This window comes from Nitrosomonas marina (assembly GCF_900111605.1).
In the GTDB taxonomy this organism is placed as follows: domain Bacteria; phylum Pseudomonadota; class Gammaproteobacteria; order Burkholderiales; family Nitrosomonadaceae; genus Nitrosomonas; species Nitrosomonas marina_A.
Genome location: NZ_FOIA01000015.1, coordinates 57,987 through 75,762, shown reverse-complemented (window position 1 = coordinate 75,762; position 17,776 = coordinate 57,987). Strand labels below are relative to the sequence as shown.

Here is a 17,776-nt window from a genome sequence, read left to right as displayed (position 1 = left end):
AATGTTTCTCTGATTATAAACCTGTGGTTTATTCTTCTGTCATTTGGCCGTTCAGACATTCCAGAATCCCACCGGATTCAGTGTGACGGATGCGTGTTATACCGCCATTGTTAATTTTCATTCGATAAAGACCAACGGGAGCAGCACAGACAGTACGGGCGACAACTGCACGAATGACACCGGCATGTGTAACAAGTAAACAACGTTTGCCGTTATGGTGCTGGACCGTATCATCATAGGCGGCGACAACGCGCTGAATAAAACTATCAAGCGCTTCAGCACCTTTGGGGCGCCGATTAACCGGGTCCCGCAAAAAGGCATGATACTCATCGATTCTATCCGTTTTTATGATTTCGTGACTCAAACCCTCCCATTCTCCAAAACCGACTTCACTGAACCTGGGTTCAACTGTGACGTCAATGTTATGCCGTTTACCCAGAGCAGTAGCGAATGCCTGGCAACGCGACAAAGGGGAGCTGATGATTTGTTGCCAGTGATGACAATCGCCGACAGTATTCCACATTTGACGCCAGCCTTTTTCTGTCAGGGGGTCATCAATTGCATGTCCCCGATAGCGGCGACCGCCGACCGGCTCGCCATGTCTGATTAATTCAATTATAGTCTCGGTCATTATGCTTGATTTCTCATGTGACAAAAGTACGGTGGACACAAAGTGCTTCTGTTTTGATTGATGAATATTTGTGATTTATTGTGAGTCGTGCTATGTGGTTACAAAAACAAATCAAATTAAATCCGCGTTCCCGTGGGTTTCACCTGGTTACTGACGAAATCGCACTGCAGTTGCCGGAACTAAAAAATTTTAACATTGGTTTGATGCATATATTTGTGCAGCATACATCAGCATCATTGACAATAAATGAAAACGCGGATCCAAACGTGCGCCAGGATTTTGAAACATACTTTAATCACACCGTACCGGAAAACGAACTGTATTTCAGACACTGTGATGAAGGCGCGGACGATATGCCTGCGCATTTAAAATCCAGTTTGCTGGATATTAGCCTGACTGTCCCTGTTACCAATGGTTGTTTAAATCTGGGTACTTGGCAAGGAATCTATTTATGCGAGCATCGTAATGATGGGGGCAGCAGAAAAATCCTGATTACAGTGCATGGCGAGTAGTTTTTTTCAATAAGCAACGGAATAAATTGTACAGCACGCTGAATTAGATCTTATGAATTATTAGATGAAGAAGCGGGCTGATGACTGCTGATGTGGTCGATAATGTCCTTGACACAGTGAAAGCCTTTGACTTCATCGTCCTCGAAGGTCACACCAAATGTTTCCTCAGCGTCAAATAGTAGCTGAACCCGATCCATGGAGTCGAGGCCAAGCGCTTCAAACTCGGATTCGGGAGTTATCGTCGACGCATCCACTTCCTCTACTTTCGATGCAATAAATTCAATTACTTTTGTTTCAATATTTTCTGTGTTCATATCAGGTTACTTGTTTTAAACATTGGGTTTTGAGAAAACGAGACTGACATTGTTGCCGCCGAATCCGAATGCATTGCATAGAGCAGTGCTCAATGTTGTTGCAAGTGCTGTATTGGGCGCATAATTGAGATCGCATTCCGGGTCTGCTTCTTCCAGATTGATTGTTGGATGAACCATACCTGTACGTAACGATTGGATTGCGGCAATGCTGCCTATGGCTGCAGATGCGCCGATAGTGTGTCCGATCATGGATTTTGTGGCGCTGATGACAATTTTTTCGGCGTGCTTTCCAAATAATTGCCTGATTGCCTTGGTTTCAATGACATCCCCGAGTGGTGTAGATGTGGCGTGTGCGTTTATATAGTCAATTGAATCAGGCGTTATTCCGGCGTCCTGGATTACGGCGCTCATTGCCGCGACCTGCCCGTCGATATCGGGTGCTACCAGATGCGTTGCGTCGCATGCGCATCCGTAACCAGCCAGTTGTGCATAAATATTGGCGCCTCGTCGTATTGCGGTATCTTCTTTTTCCAAAACAAGAATGGCCGCGCCTTCTCCCATAACAAAGCCGTCACGGCCTTTTGCGAACGGGCGAGAGGCGTACTGTGCATTATCATTGAAGCCGGTTGACAGCGCATACAAGGCTTCAAAGCCCGCAATCGTCAAAGGTAATACACAGGCCTCTGCACCGCCGGTGACAACAGCGTCCGCTTTTCCTGCGCGCAGCAGGTCAAGGCCCATGCCGATTGCATTGCCGCCAGAGGAGCACGCTGTACTGCAGGTAAGGTTTGCGCCTTTTAATCCATGTATGGTGGCAATCCAGGCGGCAGCGGAATTAGCCATTGTTCGGGGAACGGTAAAGGGCGGAATAGACCGGTTCTTTAGTTTGCGTTCTGCTGATGATTCAAATGTTGCAAATCCGCCCATGCCAGATCCCAGACTGACTGCGCGTCGGCGCGGCTCGTAATGATCAAGACTCCCGGCATCGTGAATTGCCTGATTGGCTGCATTTACAGCCAGCTGCGTAAAGCGATCCGTCTGTTCAATTTGTTTGTTTGATAAAAACGACTTAGGATCAAAATCTTTTATCTCGCCTGCTATGCGAGACCGGTTATTTGATGCGTCAAAACACTTGATCGGACCAATACCATTAAAGCCATTGATGGCTGCATTCCAGAATTGATCGACACTGGAGCCTATTGGCGAGACGATTCCCATTCCGGTTACAACAATGCGCATAGTGAATTTGAATTGAAGGTTCTTGGGTAGGACGTCAAGTACTTGATAAATTACATGCAATCTTTTAACAGTTGGAAATATACTGCATAGCCTGAATTGTTGTCAAACAACTTGATAAGTATAGAGAAACCGTGCTTGCGTATCAGGAATGGCCGTCTCCCACAGGATTTTTGTTATCGTACCTTGGGCAGCGGGCAGTCACAGTGCGCGTCGTTGCGGAATAGAATAATAAATTACAACAGGTTAAGTTAAAAACGATAGGAAAACATGACTGTTACCAGATCCCAGTTGGGATCCCCTCCGGAGCCTCGCAAAAGGTCTGGGTTGTCGGCAGGCGATAGCCACCCGGTACCATGGACCCTGTGGTAGTCGGCCGCAACCATAAAATTTTTCGCAAATGTCCAGCGTAGACCGAACGTAATGTCCCTTGAAAAAAACATGTGTTTTGGCAACCCTGTCATTTGAGCCATTTTTTTTCCGCTGCGGTCATGAATATCAGCAAAGAATGCGTCAAAGCGCAGCAGTGCAGTCCAGTCAGGGGCAAAACGGTATTCGGACTGAACATAGAAGCTTTCTGAAGTCATGTCCAACGGAATACCCCTGGATAATGACTCACTGCGCTTGGTCATGACTTGACCATACTCTGCAGTGAAACTCCATTTTTCCAGATTGATTTGCGCCGAAGCCAGTGGATACGTTGTTTTGACATTACCAGAAGGTACGGTGGAAGAAGATGATTTAAAGTCCCGATTGAGGTCTACGATACTGAACAGCAGGCGGAACCGGCCTTCCTTCCATTGATAGCCGGCGCGACCTATAAACAGCGGTCGGCCGGTCATCTTTCCGGGTGCATCTGATAACCCAGTCAAAAACTCTGTTGCACCACCAGTGTTATCAAGGGGATTGGCGGTAACAAATTCAGCGCTGAGGGTATGATTGCCAAATGTATGGCGACCATAAATCAGTCCGCCGTCAGATGAGATCATTGCCTGACGTAAAGCCAGCGCATCAAAATAGATTGATTGCGGCAAAGTCACACTCGGTCGTGTCCAGACAACATCGCGTGTATCGTTGTACAGGCCGAACGGGTTTTTTATCCGTCCCAGGCGAATGCCTACAGTGCTTTCATTGTTGATCGGGTATTGATAATCCAGATTGGCAAAATCCAGACGAAAATTATCCGTGTCCGAGCCACCGGCATCTCGATAGAGACCTTGTGCAGCGATCAATAAGTTTGGATAGACGTTACCAGCCACATTGATTCCAATTTCCCTAAAGTCGAAACTGCCATCATTGCGACTGTTGCCAAAGAAATTATTGCCTGATGTGTAGGTATAGCCTTGACTCACAAAACCATGCGCCTGCCAATCCCCAATGCCAATTTCGAATCCTGAAGCAATCTGGCTATGTGCCAGAATTAATGCGGGGACTATCAGTTTTGCTGAACATTGTAATTTGCCAAAAGCTGTCATGCTGTTAGCTTTTTAGAAAAAACAATAGCATCAAACATCGATTTTAATGTGTTTGTAATTTTCCGACATAATGTACTGCAATGTAATGAAATATGAATAAAGTATATCACTTGGATCAACGCGGAATTTGAAAGACAGAGGCGTTTTTTAAGCTGTTTTGAAGAAAACTGTTAGTGCGGAAAACATCCAAATATATCAACTGATAAATGATTTTGACTGATACTGGCGTTAGTTTGTCACTTCGAGCTATAAGTATAGAAGACTGGTAATCCCCCCATTATCGTTACCGGGATGCTGCAGATATTTCAATCTGGATTATATGATATGCCAATAACTTATTAATTATTAAATCATAATCCTGTATATCTAATATCTACTATGAGCCGATTTTTTTATAAAGTAATGTGGATAGGTGATTGCAGATCAATGTATATGAACATCAGTATTGTTTTTTTATTTACTTTTTATTAACTGCAATCCAGTAAATGCTAAAATCAGAATCGAATATTTAGTATCCACTCAAACAATGGCCCAATCCATATTTAATGTCACGACCAGCGAGGTGCTGGAATCCTACAAAACGCCACCGCATTCCATAGAAACTGAACAATCGGTGCTGGGTGGATTGATGCTGGATAATCAAGCCTGGGACAAAATTGCAGATATCATAATTGGCGATGATTTTTATCGCCATGATCACCGGTTGATTTTTCAACATATTTGTAAATTAATCGAACATAATAAGCCGGCCGATGTTGTGACAGTTGCCGAATCACTTGAACTGTCTGCAGAATTGGAAACAGTTGGCGGACTTTCTTATATTGGTGCTTTGGCACAGAACACACCATCTGCCGCAAATATTAAACGGTATGCAGAGATAGTTCGGGAGCGTTCGATAATGCGCAATCTGGCTCAAGTGGGTGTGCAGATAACGGAGTCTGCGTTTAATCCTGCCGGTCGATCGGCTGTTGACCTGCTGGATGAGGCAGAATCCAGGGTATTTGAGATTGCTGAAGAAGGTGCGCGCAATAACCAGGGATTTGTTGACATCCAGCCGCTCTTGAAAGAGGTGGTTGAGCGCATCGAACTGTTATACAGTCGGGAAAGTCCCAACGATGTAACCGGTATCGCTTCAGGGTTTCATGATTTGGATCAAAAGACTTCTGGTTTCCAGCCCGGTGATTTGATTATCGTTGCCGGGAGACCATCAATGGGAAAAACGGCGTTCTCGCTGAACATTGCGGAGCATGTTGCTTTGGAACTTGAGAAGCCGGTAGCGGTTTTCAGCATGGAAATGGGTGGTGCGCAGCTCGCTATGCGTATGTTAGGTTCGGTCGGTCGGCTGGATCAGCATAAAGTCCGTACCGGACGGCTGGATGATGATGACTGGCCGAAGTTGACGCATGCCTTGGGTAAACTCAGTGATGCGCCTATACACATAGACGAAAGCGCAGCACTTAGTGCGCTTGAGGTCAGGGCAAGGGCAAGGAGGCTCTATCGTCAGTATGGCGAACTTGGATTGATTGTCGTGGATTATCTGCAGCTGATGTCATCAAGCAGCCCGGGTGAAAATAGGGCAACCGAGATATCGGAAATATCTCGTGCACTAAAAAGCCTGGCAAAGGAACTGAAAGTGCCACTCATCGCGCTGTCGCAATTGAATCGCAGCCTGGAACAGCGACCCAACAAACGTCCGGTAATGTCCGATCTGCGCGAGTCGGGGGCGATAGAGCAGGATGCCGATGTAATTTTATTTATTTATCGTGACGAGGTCTATAATCCTGAGACGCAGGATAAAGGTATTGCAGAAATTATTATTGGAAAGCAGCGCAACGGACCGATCGGAAAGGTTAATTTGACTTTTCTGGGCGAATATACACGTTTTGAAAGCTATGCCAAGCAGGAATATTATTAAAACGGACTGTATTGGAACGGATTTTGGTTTAAAACGAAAGCGGCTTTTGACTGTGGGCAGCGTGCGAGTGCAATTTAAATAACCAAGATTACAGTGTTACAAAATCAATCTGACGCAGCAGATCTGTTTCAGCGACAGACTTCTTGAAAGAGTGTGCGACGTCAACAATTTATGATGGGAATTCATGCAAGATAAACACTACGATATTGTGATTATTGGAGGCGGTCCTGTGGGTATGGCGCTGGCGCTGGCGCTGCGTAACAGTAACCTGACTGTTTTACTCTTGGAGGCACGGGGATTGCCAGAAAAAGTGGATGACGAGCGGCCATTGGCTCTTTCACACGGCAGCTATCTGATTTTGCGACGACTGGGGGTCTGGAACATGCTTTCCAGGCATACACCGATACAAACTATACATATTTCAAATAAGGGTTTTTTTGGTCGCACCGTTTTGACGACCGAGGATGCTGGCGTGCCGGCACTTGGTTATGTGGTCAATTATCATGATTTGTATCGTGCTCTGTATGAGGCTACGGTTGAAAACGAAATTCAGTATCAAACCGGTGTTGCTGTAAAAACTTTTTCAACAGATCGGCATTCAGGTCACGTTCAATATGAGCATGAGGGCGTTGAAAAAGACTTGACTGCAAAGTTGCTGGTGCTGGCCGATGGCGGCCGCCTCAGCAGTCAGATTGAAGGCATCGCCTATCAAACCGAAGCATATGACCAATGGGCAATCGTGGCCAATGTAAAAGCCGAAATTCAGCAAACAGGTATTGCATACGAACGTTTTACATCAGAAGGACCGGTTGCGCTGCTGCCTTCAGGAGATGACTTTGCACTCGTTTGGACAACGTCTCCTGAAAATGCAAAGGTGATTCTGGCGCTGAATGAAGCACAATTTCTGCAGCGATTGTACAATCATTTTGGCGATCGGCTGGGGCGTTTTGTCGCAACCGGGAAGCGTTCGGGTTTTCCTCTGGCGCTTAAATATGCAATTTCGCCGACTACGCAACGTATTGCGCTTGTCGGGAACGCTGCCCAAACGCTACATCCTGTGGCCGGGCAGGGCTTTAATCTCGGCCTCAGAGATGCCTATGAGCTTGCGCTTGAATTGATTGCAGCTGCTTCTGAGAATAAGGAAGTTGGCGCGTTACCAATGCTGGCAAGATACCGTGATCGTCGGCGTGCAGACAGTCAGGGTGGTCGTATTTTCACGGATTCACTGATCAAGCTGTTTTCTAATGACAATATGCTGCTCGGGCATCTGTGCGGCATGGGACTGACCCTGCTGGATAATTGTCCGCCAATGAAGCGTTTTGTCTCTCGGCGCATGATTTTCGGATCAAGAGGCTGAGCATCAGGTATTATTTTTCCTCTGGGGCGTGAGTTTTTAAAATTGACGAGGATTCCGGCGGTATGTGGTGACAAAATTACGAGATGGCACGTAAAAAATATGTACCGGCTTTGGGTTTTCATTGCCTGACCTCATTTTACGACCGGGTTTCTGGTTGCGCCGGTTACGGGATGCGGTTCTGGTATGCACTGATGATACAGGCCGGGCTCGCTAACGGGCAGCGCGTGCTTGATCTCGGTTGCGGTACGGGCTCGCTGGCAGTGCTGATAGAGCAGTATTATCCTGGGATTGATATTTCGGCACTCGATTGTGATCATGCGATGCTCATTCAGGCAGGCCGGAAAGCCGCACAGAGGCAGGCCGACATCCATTTTGTCCGTGCATTTGCTGAACAAATACCATATCCCGATCATCATTTTGATCGCATACTGTCAAGTCTGTTGTTTCATCATCTGAGCAGTGATAGCAAAGCTTTGGCTGCGTCGGAATTGCTGCGTGTTTTAAAACCTGGCGGGGAGTTGTACGTCATGGACTGGGGACGTGCCGCGAATCGGCTAATGAGATGCCTTTTCTATACAGTACAACTGGTGGACGGTTTTGACAATACCAGCGACAACGTAGCCGGAAGATTGCCAGATATATTCGAACGGGCCGGATTCTGTGAAGTTGTACAGCTACAGGCTGTAAATACCGCTTTTGGTACGCTCGCATTTTACCGTGCTGTAAAAAGAACTGGTTCCGGGAATTCACTGCTGCTGTAGAGAACTGTCCAGGACTGAACTGGATTTTGTTTTCTCAGTTGTGAAAGGAAATTGTACTTTAGGAAACACGACGGTGAACGCAGTGCCCTTATCGGGCTCGCTGGTGACATCAATATTCAGATAATTGTTTTCAGCCGCTATTTTGACAATCGACAGGCCGATTCCACTGGTGGCTTTATTGTGGGAAGCGGCGCGCGGTGAGTAAAAATATTCATTGAAGATATTCGGCAGGTCATCGCTGTCAATACCAATGCCATGATCGGTAATGGTCAATGTAGTGTTTTTACCTTTCTTACTGATATTTGATGTAATTTCAACTGATCCGTTTTCATGTGAATACGTAATTGCGTTGGCGATAATATTTTCTACCAGAATCTCAATCTGATCTGGGATTCCATTATAAATAAATGGATCGACAGAAATATTAAAAGTGATGTTTTTAGTATTGATTACCGGCGTCAGCTTGTCTATGCATTTGAGTACAGTTTCCTGGATATCGACGGGTTTGGTCTCGGCGCTGCATGAGCAGGTTTCCTTTAGCCGTTGAAGTCTGAGCAAATCCAGAATCAAACCAGCCATATTCGTTGCTCGTCGGTCGATTTTAAGCAATGTATCTTTTATTTCTTCGGGAACCTCTCCGCAATAACCGCCTTTTATCAAATTAATTTTGCTGCGTATAGCATCCAGTGGTGATTTTAGCTGGTGCGTCATCAAAACGGCATATTGGTCTTTTTCGTGCTGTGCTTGGTTAATGCGTTTGTAAGCTTCAGCCAGTTGATGTTCATGCGCTCTAACGACAAGGGATAATCGAGAAACCAGATACCACACGGTAAAAAACAGGATATCCAGCGCGATCATCCAGAACAGCATGTGATTCTTGGTTTTGCCATTCTGAACGATGGCAGGGTCAACTGAAAGCGTTATAAAAAACTGACCGGCAAAAGAATATTCAATCAACAGTACAAGGGTGTACATTGCGCTGACAAGCAGCGCGACCAGCAGGCTCTCCAGAGTTGAAAAAAAAATGCATGCCAGTGCGATATGAAGAATATAGAAAAACGGCGCTGGTGTTGCCGTACTGCCGATAAAATGCACGACTACGGACAAACAGATCAGGTCGATAATAATCTGCAACCATAGATTAACTGATGGTGTGTTAAATTTACCGGGATTGCTGGAATTCAGTGCGTATATGTAGAATAGATTGGCTATGCCAAGAATTAACGTAATCGTGATCGGCCAATTGTTTTCTTCGATTACGCGGAACTGTATCAATGTATCCGGTACCAGCAGCGCTATTACATGAATCAGAATCAGCGCACCGATAACGCCCCAACGAAAAATGATAAACCAGCGAATATTGCTGATTAATATATCATCGCTGAGCTTGGCGGCACAGTCGCTGTAACTGTTGCTGGCGGGTAACACAACAGTATCCGAGGATTTTTTCCAGTCAAAATGAACACTCGCCATGGCCGATCCTTTTTATTGTTTTTTTTATTAGTATGCTTTACCGGTCTGGTTATTACTACTTTGAGAAAGACGATCTTCGATAACACTGAGCAGACTGTCAGGCTCAACAGGTTTTTCCATGACACAAACCCATTTATCTGATTCTTTGTCAAAGTATTGTCGTATCATGTCACCTAAGGAGGTCAGGAAAATAGTTTGAATACTTGGGTGATTTTTTTGAATTTCGGCGTAGGCAGTCAATCCAGCATCCATAGATTCAACCATAACATCCAGTATGGCCAGATCAGGCGGGTTGCTGTTTTGTTCCAGTGACGCAATAAAATCCTTCATGGTTAGATAATGTTCTACTTCGTAACCGTTTTTTTCCAGAATACGTGCCACGGCATCGCGAATATCCGGGTCGTCATCAACATGTGCGATTCTTTTTGTCATGTCTAGTGTCCTTTTTACTTTTTGTTCACTGAGTTGTTTTTGATCAGTCAGAATATCTAAGTAAAATATAAAAAACAATAACGGCTGTCATTCCTGCTGATTATTTTCAGTTTATGTTATTTTATTTTTATATTGGCTGTATAAGTAAATATAATAACCATTATAAGAATAAGCTTATAAAAAAAATGTGAAGTTATTGAGTGCAAATAATAATATTTGTATATTTTTGTAAGATTTACGGGCGTTTTCCGACTATGTATAACAGATAAAATCAGGTCTTGCGGGCACTGTCATGTTGAAAAACAAACATGATTTTGCAAAGATATAATCACTGAATGACCGGCCCAAAATTGATTTGCGATGGATACAACGCTTGTACTGGTACATAAAAAACCGCAACTTGGCATAGGCAAGCAACGGCTTGCGGCACGGTTTGGCAGGGAACGAACACTGCAGATTGCGCAAGCGCTCTTGAATTGCGCCATAGAAGACGCACTGGCATGGCCGGGGCCGGTGGTACTTGCTCCGGCGGATGAACGAGACAAAAGTTGGGCATGGGAGCAGGCGTCGCAGTCTGGTTTTTCACCCAGAATAATTCCACAGGTTTCGGGCAATTTGGGACAGCGGCTGAATGCACTGGACACTATGTTGCGCAAACAGAATACCACCCGGCTGGTTTTTATTGGCAGTGATGCTCCTGGTATAAGCGAGACAGATTACGTCGCAGTGAGGTCGCATTTGTGCAATAGCGATGCCGTATTGATGCCGGCAGTGGACGGCGGTGTTGTACTCATGGCCAACCGGTGTGCATGGCCGGATTTATCAATGCTGCCCTGGAGTACAGATTGTCTGGGTGTGGCGTTGGCCAGCTGTTGCCGGGCTGAGATGGATACGGTAAGCATATTGAATGAAAGCTATGATATAGATGAACCAGATGACTTTTTTCGCTTGCTGCGTTTGCTCGAAAACGACGAACGTCCCGCCCGTCTGGCTTTATATACGCTGGTTACAGACGTTGCATCAGCATTGAACATTAACCCGGATTGCTACCATGCCTGATTTCAGTGTCATAATTCCCTGCTACAGGGACGAAAAGAAGCTGCACAGTCTGTTGAAGCAATTACAGCGCATGCCGAAATGTGTGAACGAAATTATAGTGGCTGACGGTGACAGCAGCATAACCTGTCGAGATATCTGCAATGCCGGCGGTGCAAGCTGGTTGCCTTGCCTTCCATGCCGGGGACAACAACTGTCAACCGGTGCTGCAATAGCGCAAGGGGATGTGCTATGGTTTTTACATGCGGATGCACGTATTTCGAACAATGCCTTTACAGCGATGAAAGACGCGCTTCAGCGGGGTGCCATCGGAGGATATTTTACCTTTCGTTTTGACGTGCCGCGTCAGTGGCCTGCAAGAATTCTGGAACCGGCAATTGCATTACGTTGTCGCTTTGGTGTGCCCTACGGAGATCAAGGGCTTTTTATATTGCGTAAAAGCTATTTTGCAGCTGGCGGCCATGCGCCGTGGCCTTTGTTTGAAGAGGTGCCGCTTGTGCATGGTGCGAGGCGCCTGGGTAGTTTTGCTGCATTGCGCGAACATATATTTGTTGATTCGAGACGCTGGCAACGGGATGGCTGGTGGCGGCGGACCTGGTATAACCGTAAACTGGCACTGAAGTTTGCATGCGGTGCAACGCCTGACGTGCTGGCGGAGCGTTACCAGTAAAGTAGTTTGTTGATCAAGCAACCCAATTATCAGACAGTTTTGATTATTACCTAAACCGGGGAAAATTATGCAGGAAGTTGTACAAAAATATTATGGAGAAACTCTGTCCGGTACGCACGATCTGAAAACAAATGCCTGTTGCACAGATGCGCGATTGCCTGAATATATCAAACCGATGCTGTCCAGAGTGCATGAAGAAGTGCTGTCGCGCTACTATGGATGCGGTCTTGTGCTGCCCGAACAATTGGAGGGGTTGACGGTTCTTGATCTTGGTTGTGGTGCAGGGCGGGATGTTTATTTGTTGTCACAGTTGGTCGGCGAAAAAGGAAAAGTTATTGGCGTGGATATGACCGAAGAGCAGCTTGCGGTTGCGCGCAAACATGAAAAATTCCATCGGCAGGCATTTGGATACCGGCGTAACAACGTGCGGTTTTTATACGGCTACATTGAACAGCTCGATGAGCTGGATCTGGCTGATTCGAGCATCGATATCATTGTGTCGAATTGCGTGATCAATCTGGCGATGGATAAAGCAGCTGTATTGCGCGAGGCTTACCGGGTACTAAAACCGGGTGGAGAGCTCTATTTTTCTGATGTTTACAGCGACAGGCGTATTCCCAGGGCTCTGGTCAACGATCCGGTTCTCTATGGCGAGTGTTTAAGCGGTGCACTGTATTGGAATGATTTTGTGCCGTTAGCGCGTGGGCAGGGTTTTATCGATCCGCGGCTGGTTACAGACCGGTCAATTTCGATTGATGATTCACAACTTCGAAATAAAATCGGAAATATTCGGTTTTACTCGGCTACCTATCGATTATTCAAATTGCCTGAACTTGAACTGGCTTGCGAAGATCACGGGCAGGCAGTCGTTTATCGCGGCACCATACCACATCACCCGCATGCATTTTTACTCGACAAGCATCACTTGATTGAGACGGGCAGACAGTTCCCGGTTTGTGGCAATACCTGGCGTATGTTGCATGATACGCGTTTTGCAGCGCATTTTGATTTTTACGGGAATTTCGATCGGCATTACGGTATTTTCCCAGGGTGTGGCATGGGTATTCCGTTTGATGACGAAACGCAAAGTATAGCGAAAGGCGGTTGCTGTTGAAGACAGAGCTTGAGTTAAAAACGATACCAGGCGAGCGTACAGTAAATACGCGCAAGCGATCGCCTCAATGGTATGTGACTTCAAAAGGCGAACCGCGCGGATTTATTGACTCGCACGGACTCGATGAACTGTGGCTGCATACCGGCACGGCATGCAATCTGTCCTGCCCGTTTTGCCTGGAAGGTTCCAGGCCCGGAGACAGCCGTCTGCAACTGATGCGTTTTGACGATGCCCGGCCTTATATCGATGAAGCATTGATACTCGGTGTTCGACAATTCTCGTTCACCGGCGGGGAACCTTTTGTCAATAAGGATTTTGTGCGTATTCTGGATTATGCACTAAGCAGTCGCCCCTGTCTGGTGCTGACCAATGCCACCGAGCCATTGATCAGACGTCTGCATCAACTACGGCCATTACTGGACCGCCAGCATCAGTTGCATTTTCGGGTTAGTCTGGACCATTATGACGCAGCAGAGCATGACAAAAATCGCGGAGAAGGCATGTTTGAACTTGCTTTGGAAGGGATGCGCAAGCTGCATGACATGGGATTCCAATTATCAGTGGCCAGTCAGGTGTTGCCGGATATGGCGGCCGAACAGATCGGGCAACGTTTTGCGGACGTGTTTCGCGCAGCGGGGCTGCCAGAAAATTTGCGCAGGATCGAATTTCCCGAATTTTATCCGCCTGAAGCGGTTGTTTCGGCGCCACAGATTACTCAACATTGCATGCTTGATTTTCAGACGAAAGCGTCGCGTCGAGAATTCATGTGTGCATTCAGTCGCATGGTGGTCAGACAGAATAACCGCTGTTGGGTGTATGCCTGCACACTGGTTGACGACGATGCCGATTATGCACTGGCCGAAACACTGACCGAAAGTCTGGTAATTCCTGTGAGCATGAAGCATCACCGCTGTTACAGTTGTTTTAAATTCGGCGCCTCATGTAGTGAGATCAAATAGTGCGGTGCATTGACACACAAGGATAACTAAATGAACAAACGCTGGTGGTTGCTGTGCCTGCTGGGTCTGCTCATTATTTTGTTTTTTGGATTTGATTTGCAGCGTTATTTTAGTCTGGACATGCTGAAATCCAGCAATGACATGCTGCAGCAGGTATACAAAGATGAACCGTTTCTTGTTATCGGCATTTATTCGCTGACGTATATTATTATGGCCGCGCTGTCTTTGCCAGGCGCTGCGGTGATGACGCTGGCGGGTGGCGCGATGTTCGGACTATGGATCGCGGTGCCGGTTGTACTGGTTTCTGCCACTGTCGGCGCTACACTGGCGTTTTGGGCATCGCGTTACATCTTGCGCGATACCGTGCAACGCCGTTTTGGAGACCGACTGGAAACAATCAATAACGGACTTGAACGCGATGGTGTGTTTTATCTGTTTTCACTGCGTCTGGTACCTGCATTTCCTTTTTTTCTGATCAATCTGCTTATGGGACTTACTCGCATTCGCAGCGGTATTTTTTTCTGGGTCACCCTGATCGGCATGTTTCCTGGCAGTGCAGTTTATGTCAATGCAGGAACACAGCTTGCTTCAATCGACAATTTGTCAGATATTCTGTCTCCGGGGCTCATTCTGTCGTTTCTGCTATTGGCTGTTTTTCCATGGCTTGCGCGATGGGGTGTCGGGATCGCCAAAAAGCGCCGACTATATGCGCGCTGGTCCAAACCAGAAACATTCGACCGTAATCTGGTTGTTATTGGTGCGGGCGCGGCAGGCCTGGTAACCGCGTATATTGCTGCGGCAGTACGTGCCAAAGTGACGCTTATTGAAAGCCATAAAATGGGAGGCGACTGTCTTAATTACGGTTGCGTTCCGTCCAAAACGTTGATCCGCTCGGCCGGTTTTTTGAAAGAAGCGCGCCAATCTGTATCGCTTGGCGTCAAGCAAATCCAGGTAAACTATGATTTTGCCGACGTAATGGCACGGGTTCAACGTGTCATCAAAGCTGTTGAGCCGCATGATTCCATTGAACGTTATACTCGACTTGGTGTTGAAGTGGTCGAAGGCCATGCCAGAATCACGTCACCCTGGTCAGTTGAAGTTAACGGCCAGACTTTGACTACACGGGCAATTGTCATCGCATCCGGCGCAAGCCCGGTAGTACCTGATATTCCTGGGCTTGAGTCGATGCGTTATTTTACTTCTGATACCATCTGGTCGTTGACGGAGCGTCCTGAACGATTAATTGTACTGGGTGGTGGACCGATCGGTTGCGAACTGGCACAGGCTTTTGCACGACTCGACAGCCAGGTGATTCAAATTGAACAGGACGATCTGCTGCAACGGGAAGATTCCGATGCGCGGACATTGGTCAAAAACGCTCTACAGGAAGACGGTGTGCAGTTATTGACACATACCAAAGCCGTTCGGTGTGAAATTGCCCATGAGCCGGATGGCAAGGTGCAGCGGCTTATCGTGCAGGATCAGCATGGCCGGGAACAGGCAATTGCCTTTGACGCTATCCTGTGTGCAGTTGGCCGTAGACCTCGCACCGAAGGATTTGGACTTGAAGAGCTGGGCATTTCGGTTACTTCCCGGCGTACCATTGATACAAACGCCTGGCTGCAAACGATTTATCCAAATATTTATACCTGCGGGGATGTTGCCGGGCCTTATCAGTTTACGCACACTGCTGCGCATCAGGCATGGTATGCGTCTGTCAATGCGTTATTCGGCGATTTCAAGCGCTTCAAAGCAGATTATTCGGTGATTCCATGGACGACTTTTACCGACCCGGAAATTGCCCGGGCCGGACTGTCTGAGGATGAAGCCAATGCGCGCGGCGTGGCCGTGGAAGTGACACGATACGGATTAGACGATCTGGATCGTGCTATTACCGACGAAGCAACAGACGGGTTCATCAAGGTGCTAACAGTACCGGGCAAAGATCGTATTCTGGGTGTGACCATAGCCGGCAAACACGCTAGTGATTTACTGGCCGAGTATGTGCTGGCGATGAAACATGGATTAGGGCTAAACAAAATCCTCGGGACTATCCACACCTATCCGACCTGGCCTGAAGCCAATAAATACGCTGCCGGGAAATGGAAGCGCGCGCATGCGCCGGAGAAACTGTTGCAGTGGGTTGAGCGGTTTCATGCCTGGCGGCGCGGGGAAAAGGCCAGTCAAGCGGACAGACAACAGCTGCGGGATTGAGACAATGCCCGATACGCTAAAAAACCGGCCTGCTCCTGTTTTCAGATCCTGGTTATCAGCCTCTCAGTGCTGGCAGTGCATCTTCAACCGGTACGAATTTCAGGGCATAACCGTTATTGCACCAGCGCTCCCCGCGAGGTGGAGGGCCGTCATTGAAGACGTGACCCTGATGGCCTCCGCAGCGTACGCAATGGTATTCGGTACGCGGCCAGATCATTTTGAAGTCGATTTTGGTCGCGATATGACCTGCAATTGGTTCGGTAAAACTTGGCCAGCCGGTCCAGCTTTCATATTTGTGCCTGCTTTCAAACAGCGGCAGGTAACATGCGGCGCACAGATACGTGCCTTCGCGCGTTTCATATATTAAATTACTGGATTCCGGTCGCTCCGTTGCCTCCTCGAACAATATTTCATAGGCTCTCGTTGAAACCAGCCCACGCCATTCCTTGCGCGGTTTGTTAAGCGGCGTTACCGGAATTTCGGCTTCGCCCACTACCCTGGTGCAGCCCGGCATTAACGGCAACACGGGTGCTGCTGCAAACCCCTTTAATACGGTGCGTCTATTCATTCATGTTTCCTATAAGATTTTTCCGCTATGCAAATGGAAAACATATGCGGGAATGCTGTAAACTTTTTAAAATTGAACGATAACGCTGGAACAGCGTTTTGGCAATATGAATGGAGCGAATGGAGCAACGACCCTGAAAATACAATTTTTTGTCAGGGGTGAGCAGAGGTTATGACATTATGACCGATAAACGTTTTAACATCGCCATTGCATTGATAGACGTTGTCAACAGCGAGGACCCGAACATGGAAACCAGCGATGACAAGAACTGGCCCAAAGAACTGTTGTACGCGCAGCGCATGTCACAGATGCTGAAACGTTATGCACCAGAGGCCGGTGACGCCGTCAGACTTGCTGCCAGGGCGCAGCATATTCAGCGCTGGAAGATACCACGCAATGATTTTCCGCTGAATCGAAAAGGCTACCATCAATGGCGCGCTGCGTTGAACATGTTCCATGCCGATACCGTAGGCAATCTGCTGGAAGAGGCCGGTTACGATCAGGATATGATCACACGCGTAAAACAAATCATCAGCAAACGATCACTCAAAACAAATCCGGAATCGCAATTGCTTGAAGACGTGGCCGGGCTCGTTTTTCTGGAACACTACCTGGCCGACTTCGTGGCAAGACATCCCGAATACGATGAAGTTAAATGGAACGATATTATTCGGCGAATCTGGAATAAACTGTCCGAGCGGGCGCACCGTTTTGTGCAAGCTGGGAAGATAAAGCTGCCGGAGTTGATGAGTGGCCGGATTGGAAATGTGATGCGCGAATAAACGCTGAGCAAAACTATATGGTGGTACATGCTATTGTTACAATTACGGCTAGAGATACCGTACCAACATATTATTGTTCGTAAAATAACCCAACCAACCGTTCCCAGCTACGCGAGTCTCGTAGAGAAATATATTTTCTTCGGCTTATAATTACTGCTGCTTCACAGCACCGGGCTGAAAGCATTTGCTGTAGCAGGCTTTAATAACAGATTGCATTATTAGTCTGAAGTCATCAATATTGATGTCAATTCTTGATCTGTCAGCAGGGCGTCTTGTGCATCGGTTCCATTCATGTAAGCTGTTTGCG

General features: G+C 47.1%; 17 protein-coding genes. 10 read left to right on the top strand and 7 right to left on the bottom strand.

The window, feature by feature from the left end:
- Positions 1–28: 28 nt before the first annotated feature.
- Entirely contained in the window at positions 29–631 is a 603-nt protein-coding gene (locus BMY62_RS08485; protein ID WP_090658609.1) for a histidine phosphatase family protein, read from the bottom strand.
- 92 nt (positions 632–723) lie between these two features.
- Between BMY62_RS08485 and BMY62_RS08480 the strand changes: the two genes are divergently transcribed.
- Positions 724–1,143 carry a secondary thiamine-phosphate synthase enzyme YjbQ gene (locus tag BMY62_RS08480; RefSeq protein WP_090658607.1) on the top strand — a complete coding sequence of 140 codons (420 nt, stop codon included), beginning with the start codon at positions 724–726 and terminating at the stop codon, positions 1,141–1,143.
- 50 nt (positions 1,144–1,193) lie between these two features.
- Here the strand turns inward: BMY62_RS08480 and BMY62_RS08475 are convergent, their stop codons facing one another.
- From BMY62_RS08475 to BMY62_RS08465, 3 genes are all read right to left on the bottom strand, one after another.
- A complete protein-coding gene (locus BMY62_RS08475) occupies positions 1,194–1,457 on the bottom strand; it encodes an acyl carrier protein (RefSeq protein ID WP_090658605.1) in 264 nt (87 codons plus the stop codon).
- Positions 1,458–1,472: 15 nt separating this feature from the next.
- Complete coding sequence (gene fabF, locus BMY62_RS08470; RefSeq protein ID WP_090658603.1) at positions 1,473–2,696, bottom strand: beta-ketoacyl-ACP synthase II; 1,224 nt, start codon at positions 2,694–2,696, stop codon at positions 1,473–1,475.
- 248 nt (positions 2,697–2,944) lie between these two features.
- The gene (locus BMY62_RS08465; protein ID WP_090658600.1) at positions 2,945–4,168 is read right to left on the bottom strand and encodes a porin family protein; all 1,224 of its coding nucleotides are present in this window, start codon (positions 4,166–4,168) and stop codon (positions 2,945–2,947) included.
- Between the two features lie 526 nt (positions 4,169–4,694).
- Between BMY62_RS08465 and dnaB the strand changes: the two genes are divergently transcribed.
- The 3 genes from dnaB (at position 4,695) to BMY62_RS08450 (ending at position 8,201) form a co-directional block, all read left to right on the top strand.
- Positions 4,695–6,083, top strand: coding sequence for a replicative DNA helicase (gene dnaB, locus BMY62_RS08460; protein WP_090658651.1), 1,389 nt, complete (start codon positions 4,695–4,697; stop codon positions 6,081–6,083).
- Between the two features lie 184 nt (positions 6,084–6,267).
- Positions 6,268–7,440: an FAD-dependent monooxygenase gene (locus tag BMY62_RS08455; protein WP_090658597.1), complete on the top strand. Its 1,173-nt coding sequence runs from the start codon at positions 6,268–6,270 to the stop codon at positions 7,438–7,440.
- Between the two features lie 83 nt (positions 7,441–7,523).
- Positions 7,524–8,201 carry a class I SAM-dependent methyltransferase gene (locus BMY62_RS08450; protein ID WP_090658596.1) on the top strand — a complete coding sequence of 226 codons (678 nt, stop codon included), beginning with the start codon at positions 7,524–7,526 and terminating at the stop codon, positions 8,199–8,201.
- On the opposite strand, the gene BMY62_RS08445 is transcribed toward BMY62_RS08450, so the two are convergent.
- The gene (locus BMY62_RS08445; RefSeq protein WP_090658594.1) at positions 8,187–9,674 is read right to left on the bottom strand and encodes a sensor histidine kinase; all 1,488 of its coding nucleotides are present in this window, start codon (positions 9,672–9,674) and stop codon (positions 8,187–8,189) included. The genes BMY62_RS08450 and BMY62_RS08445 overlap by 15 nt on opposite strands.
- Before the next feature lie 27 nt (positions 9,675–9,701).
- Positions 9,702–10,106 (bottom strand): response regulator, encoded by a 405-nt coding sequence (locus BMY62_RS08440; protein ID WP_090658650.1) that lies wholly within the window; start codon positions 10,104–10,106, stop codon positions 9,702–9,704.
- Between the two features lie 360 nt (positions 10,107–10,466).
- Here BMY62_RS08440 and BMY62_RS08435 point away from each other — a divergent pair, with 360 nt between their 5' ends.
- From BMY62_RS08435 to BMY62_RS08415, 5 genes are all read left to right on the top strand, one after another.
- Positions 10,467–11,165: a TIGR04282 family arsenosugar biosynthesis glycosyltransferase gene (locus BMY62_RS08435; RefSeq protein WP_090658592.1), complete on the top strand. Its 699-nt coding sequence runs from the start codon at positions 10,467–10,469 to the stop codon at positions 11,163–11,165.
- Positions 11,158–11,832, top strand: coding sequence for a TIGR04283 family arsenosugar biosynthesis glycosyltransferase (locus BMY62_RS08430; protein WP_090658590.1), 675 nt, complete (start codon positions 11,158–11,160; stop codon positions 11,830–11,832). The genes BMY62_RS08435 and BMY62_RS08430 overlap by 8 nt, the downstream gene beginning before the upstream one ends.
- Before the next feature lie 67 nt (positions 11,833–11,899).
- The gene (locus tag BMY62_RS08425) at positions 11,900–12,946 is read left to right on the top strand and encodes a methyltransferase domain-containing protein (RefSeq protein ID WP_090658588.1); all 1,047 of its coding nucleotides are present in this window, start codon (positions 11,900–11,902) and stop codon (positions 12,944–12,946) included.
- The gene (locus BMY62_RS08420; protein WP_256207511.1) at positions 12,943–13,905 is read left to right on the top strand and encodes a radical SAM protein; all 963 of its coding nucleotides are present in this window, start codon (positions 12,943–12,945) and stop codon (positions 13,903–13,905) included. Before BMY62_RS08425 ends, BMY62_RS08420 begins: the two co-directional genes overlap by 4 nt.
- 30 nt (positions 13,906–13,935) lie before the next feature.
- A complete protein-coding gene (locus BMY62_RS08415) occupies positions 13,936–16,119 on the top strand; it encodes an FAD-dependent oxidoreductase (RefSeq protein ID WP_090658586.1) in 2,184 nt (727 codons plus the stop codon).
- 55 nt (positions 16,120–16,174) lie between these two features.
- On the opposite strand, the gene msrB is transcribed toward BMY62_RS08415, so the two are convergent.
- Positions 16,175–16,687 carry a peptide-methionine (R)-S-oxide reductase MsrB gene (gene msrB, locus BMY62_RS08410; protein WP_090658584.1) on the bottom strand — a complete coding sequence of 171 codons (513 nt, stop codon included), beginning with the start codon at positions 16,685–16,687 and terminating at the stop codon, positions 16,175–16,177.
- Positions 16,688–16,866: 179 nt separating this feature from the next.
- Between msrB and BMY62_RS08405 the strand changes: the two genes are divergently transcribed.
- Positions 16,867–17,469, top strand: a complete 603-nt coding sequence (locus BMY62_RS08405; RefSeq protein ID WP_090658582.1) for a DUF4202 domain-containing protein — start codon at positions 16,867–16,869, stop codon at positions 17,467–17,469.
- Positions 17,470–17,776 lie beyond the last annotated feature (307 nt).

Bases quoted from the DNA above. Each gene is read 5' to 3' on its own strand.
- BMY62_RS08485 (WP_090658609.1), bottom strand. From the start codon at position 631: ATGACCGAGACTATAATTGAATTAATCAGACATGGCGAGCCGGTCGGC.
- BMY62_RS08480 (WP_090658607.1), top strand. From the start codon at position 724: ATGTGGTTACAAAAACAAATCAAATTAAATCCGCGTTCCCGTGGGTTT.
- BMY62_RS08475 (WP_090658605.1), bottom strand. From the start codon at position 1,457: ATGAACACAGAAAATATTGAAACAAAAGTAATTGAATTTATTGCATCG.
- fabF (WP_090658603.1), bottom strand. From the start codon at position 2,696: ATGCGCATTGTTGTAACCGGAATGGGAATCGTCTCGCCAATAGGCTCC.
- BMY62_RS08465 (WP_090658600.1), bottom strand. From the start codon at position 4,168: ATGACAGCTTTTGGCAAATTACAATGTTCAGCAAAACTGATAGTCCCC.
- dnaB (WP_090658651.1), top strand. From the start codon at position 4,695: ATGGCCCAATCCATATTTAATGTCACGACCAGCGAGGTGCTGGAATCC.
- BMY62_RS08455 (WP_090658597.1), top strand. From the start codon at position 6,268: ATGCAAGATAAACACTACGATATTGTGATTATTGGAGGCGGTCCTGTG.
- BMY62_RS08450 (WP_090658596.1), top strand. From the start codon at position 7,524: ATGGCACGTAAAAAATATGTACCGGCTTTGGGTTTTCATTGCCTGACC.
- BMY62_RS08445 (WP_090658594.1), bottom strand. From the start codon at position 9,674: ATGGCGAGTGTTCATTTTGACTGGAAAAAATCCTCGGATACTGTTGTG.
- BMY62_RS08440 (WP_090658650.1), bottom strand. From the start codon at position 10,106: ATGACAAAAAGAATCGCACATGTTGATGACGACCCGGATATTCGCGAT.
- BMY62_RS08435 (WP_090658592.1), top strand. From the start codon at position 10,467: ATGGATACAACGCTTGTACTGGTACATAAAAAACCGCAACTTGGCATA.
- BMY62_RS08430 (WP_090658590.1), top strand. From the start codon at position 11,158: ATGCCTGATTTCAGTGTCATAATTCCCTGCTACAGGGACGAAAAGAAG.
- BMY62_RS08425 (WP_090658588.1), top strand. From the start codon at position 11,900: ATGCAGGAAGTTGTACAAAAATATTATGGAGAAACTCTGTCCGGTACG.
- BMY62_RS08415 (WP_090658586.1), top strand. From the start codon at position 13,936: ATGAACAAACGCTGGTGGTTGCTGTGCCTGCTGGGTCTGCTCATTATT.
- msrB (WP_090658584.1), bottom strand. From the start codon at position 16,687: ATGAATAGACGCACCGTATTAAAGGGGTTTGCAGCAGCACCCGTGTTG.
- BMY62_RS08405 (WP_090658582.1), top strand. From the start codon at position 16,867: ATGACCGATAAACGTTTTAACATCGCCATTGCATTGATAGACGTTGTC.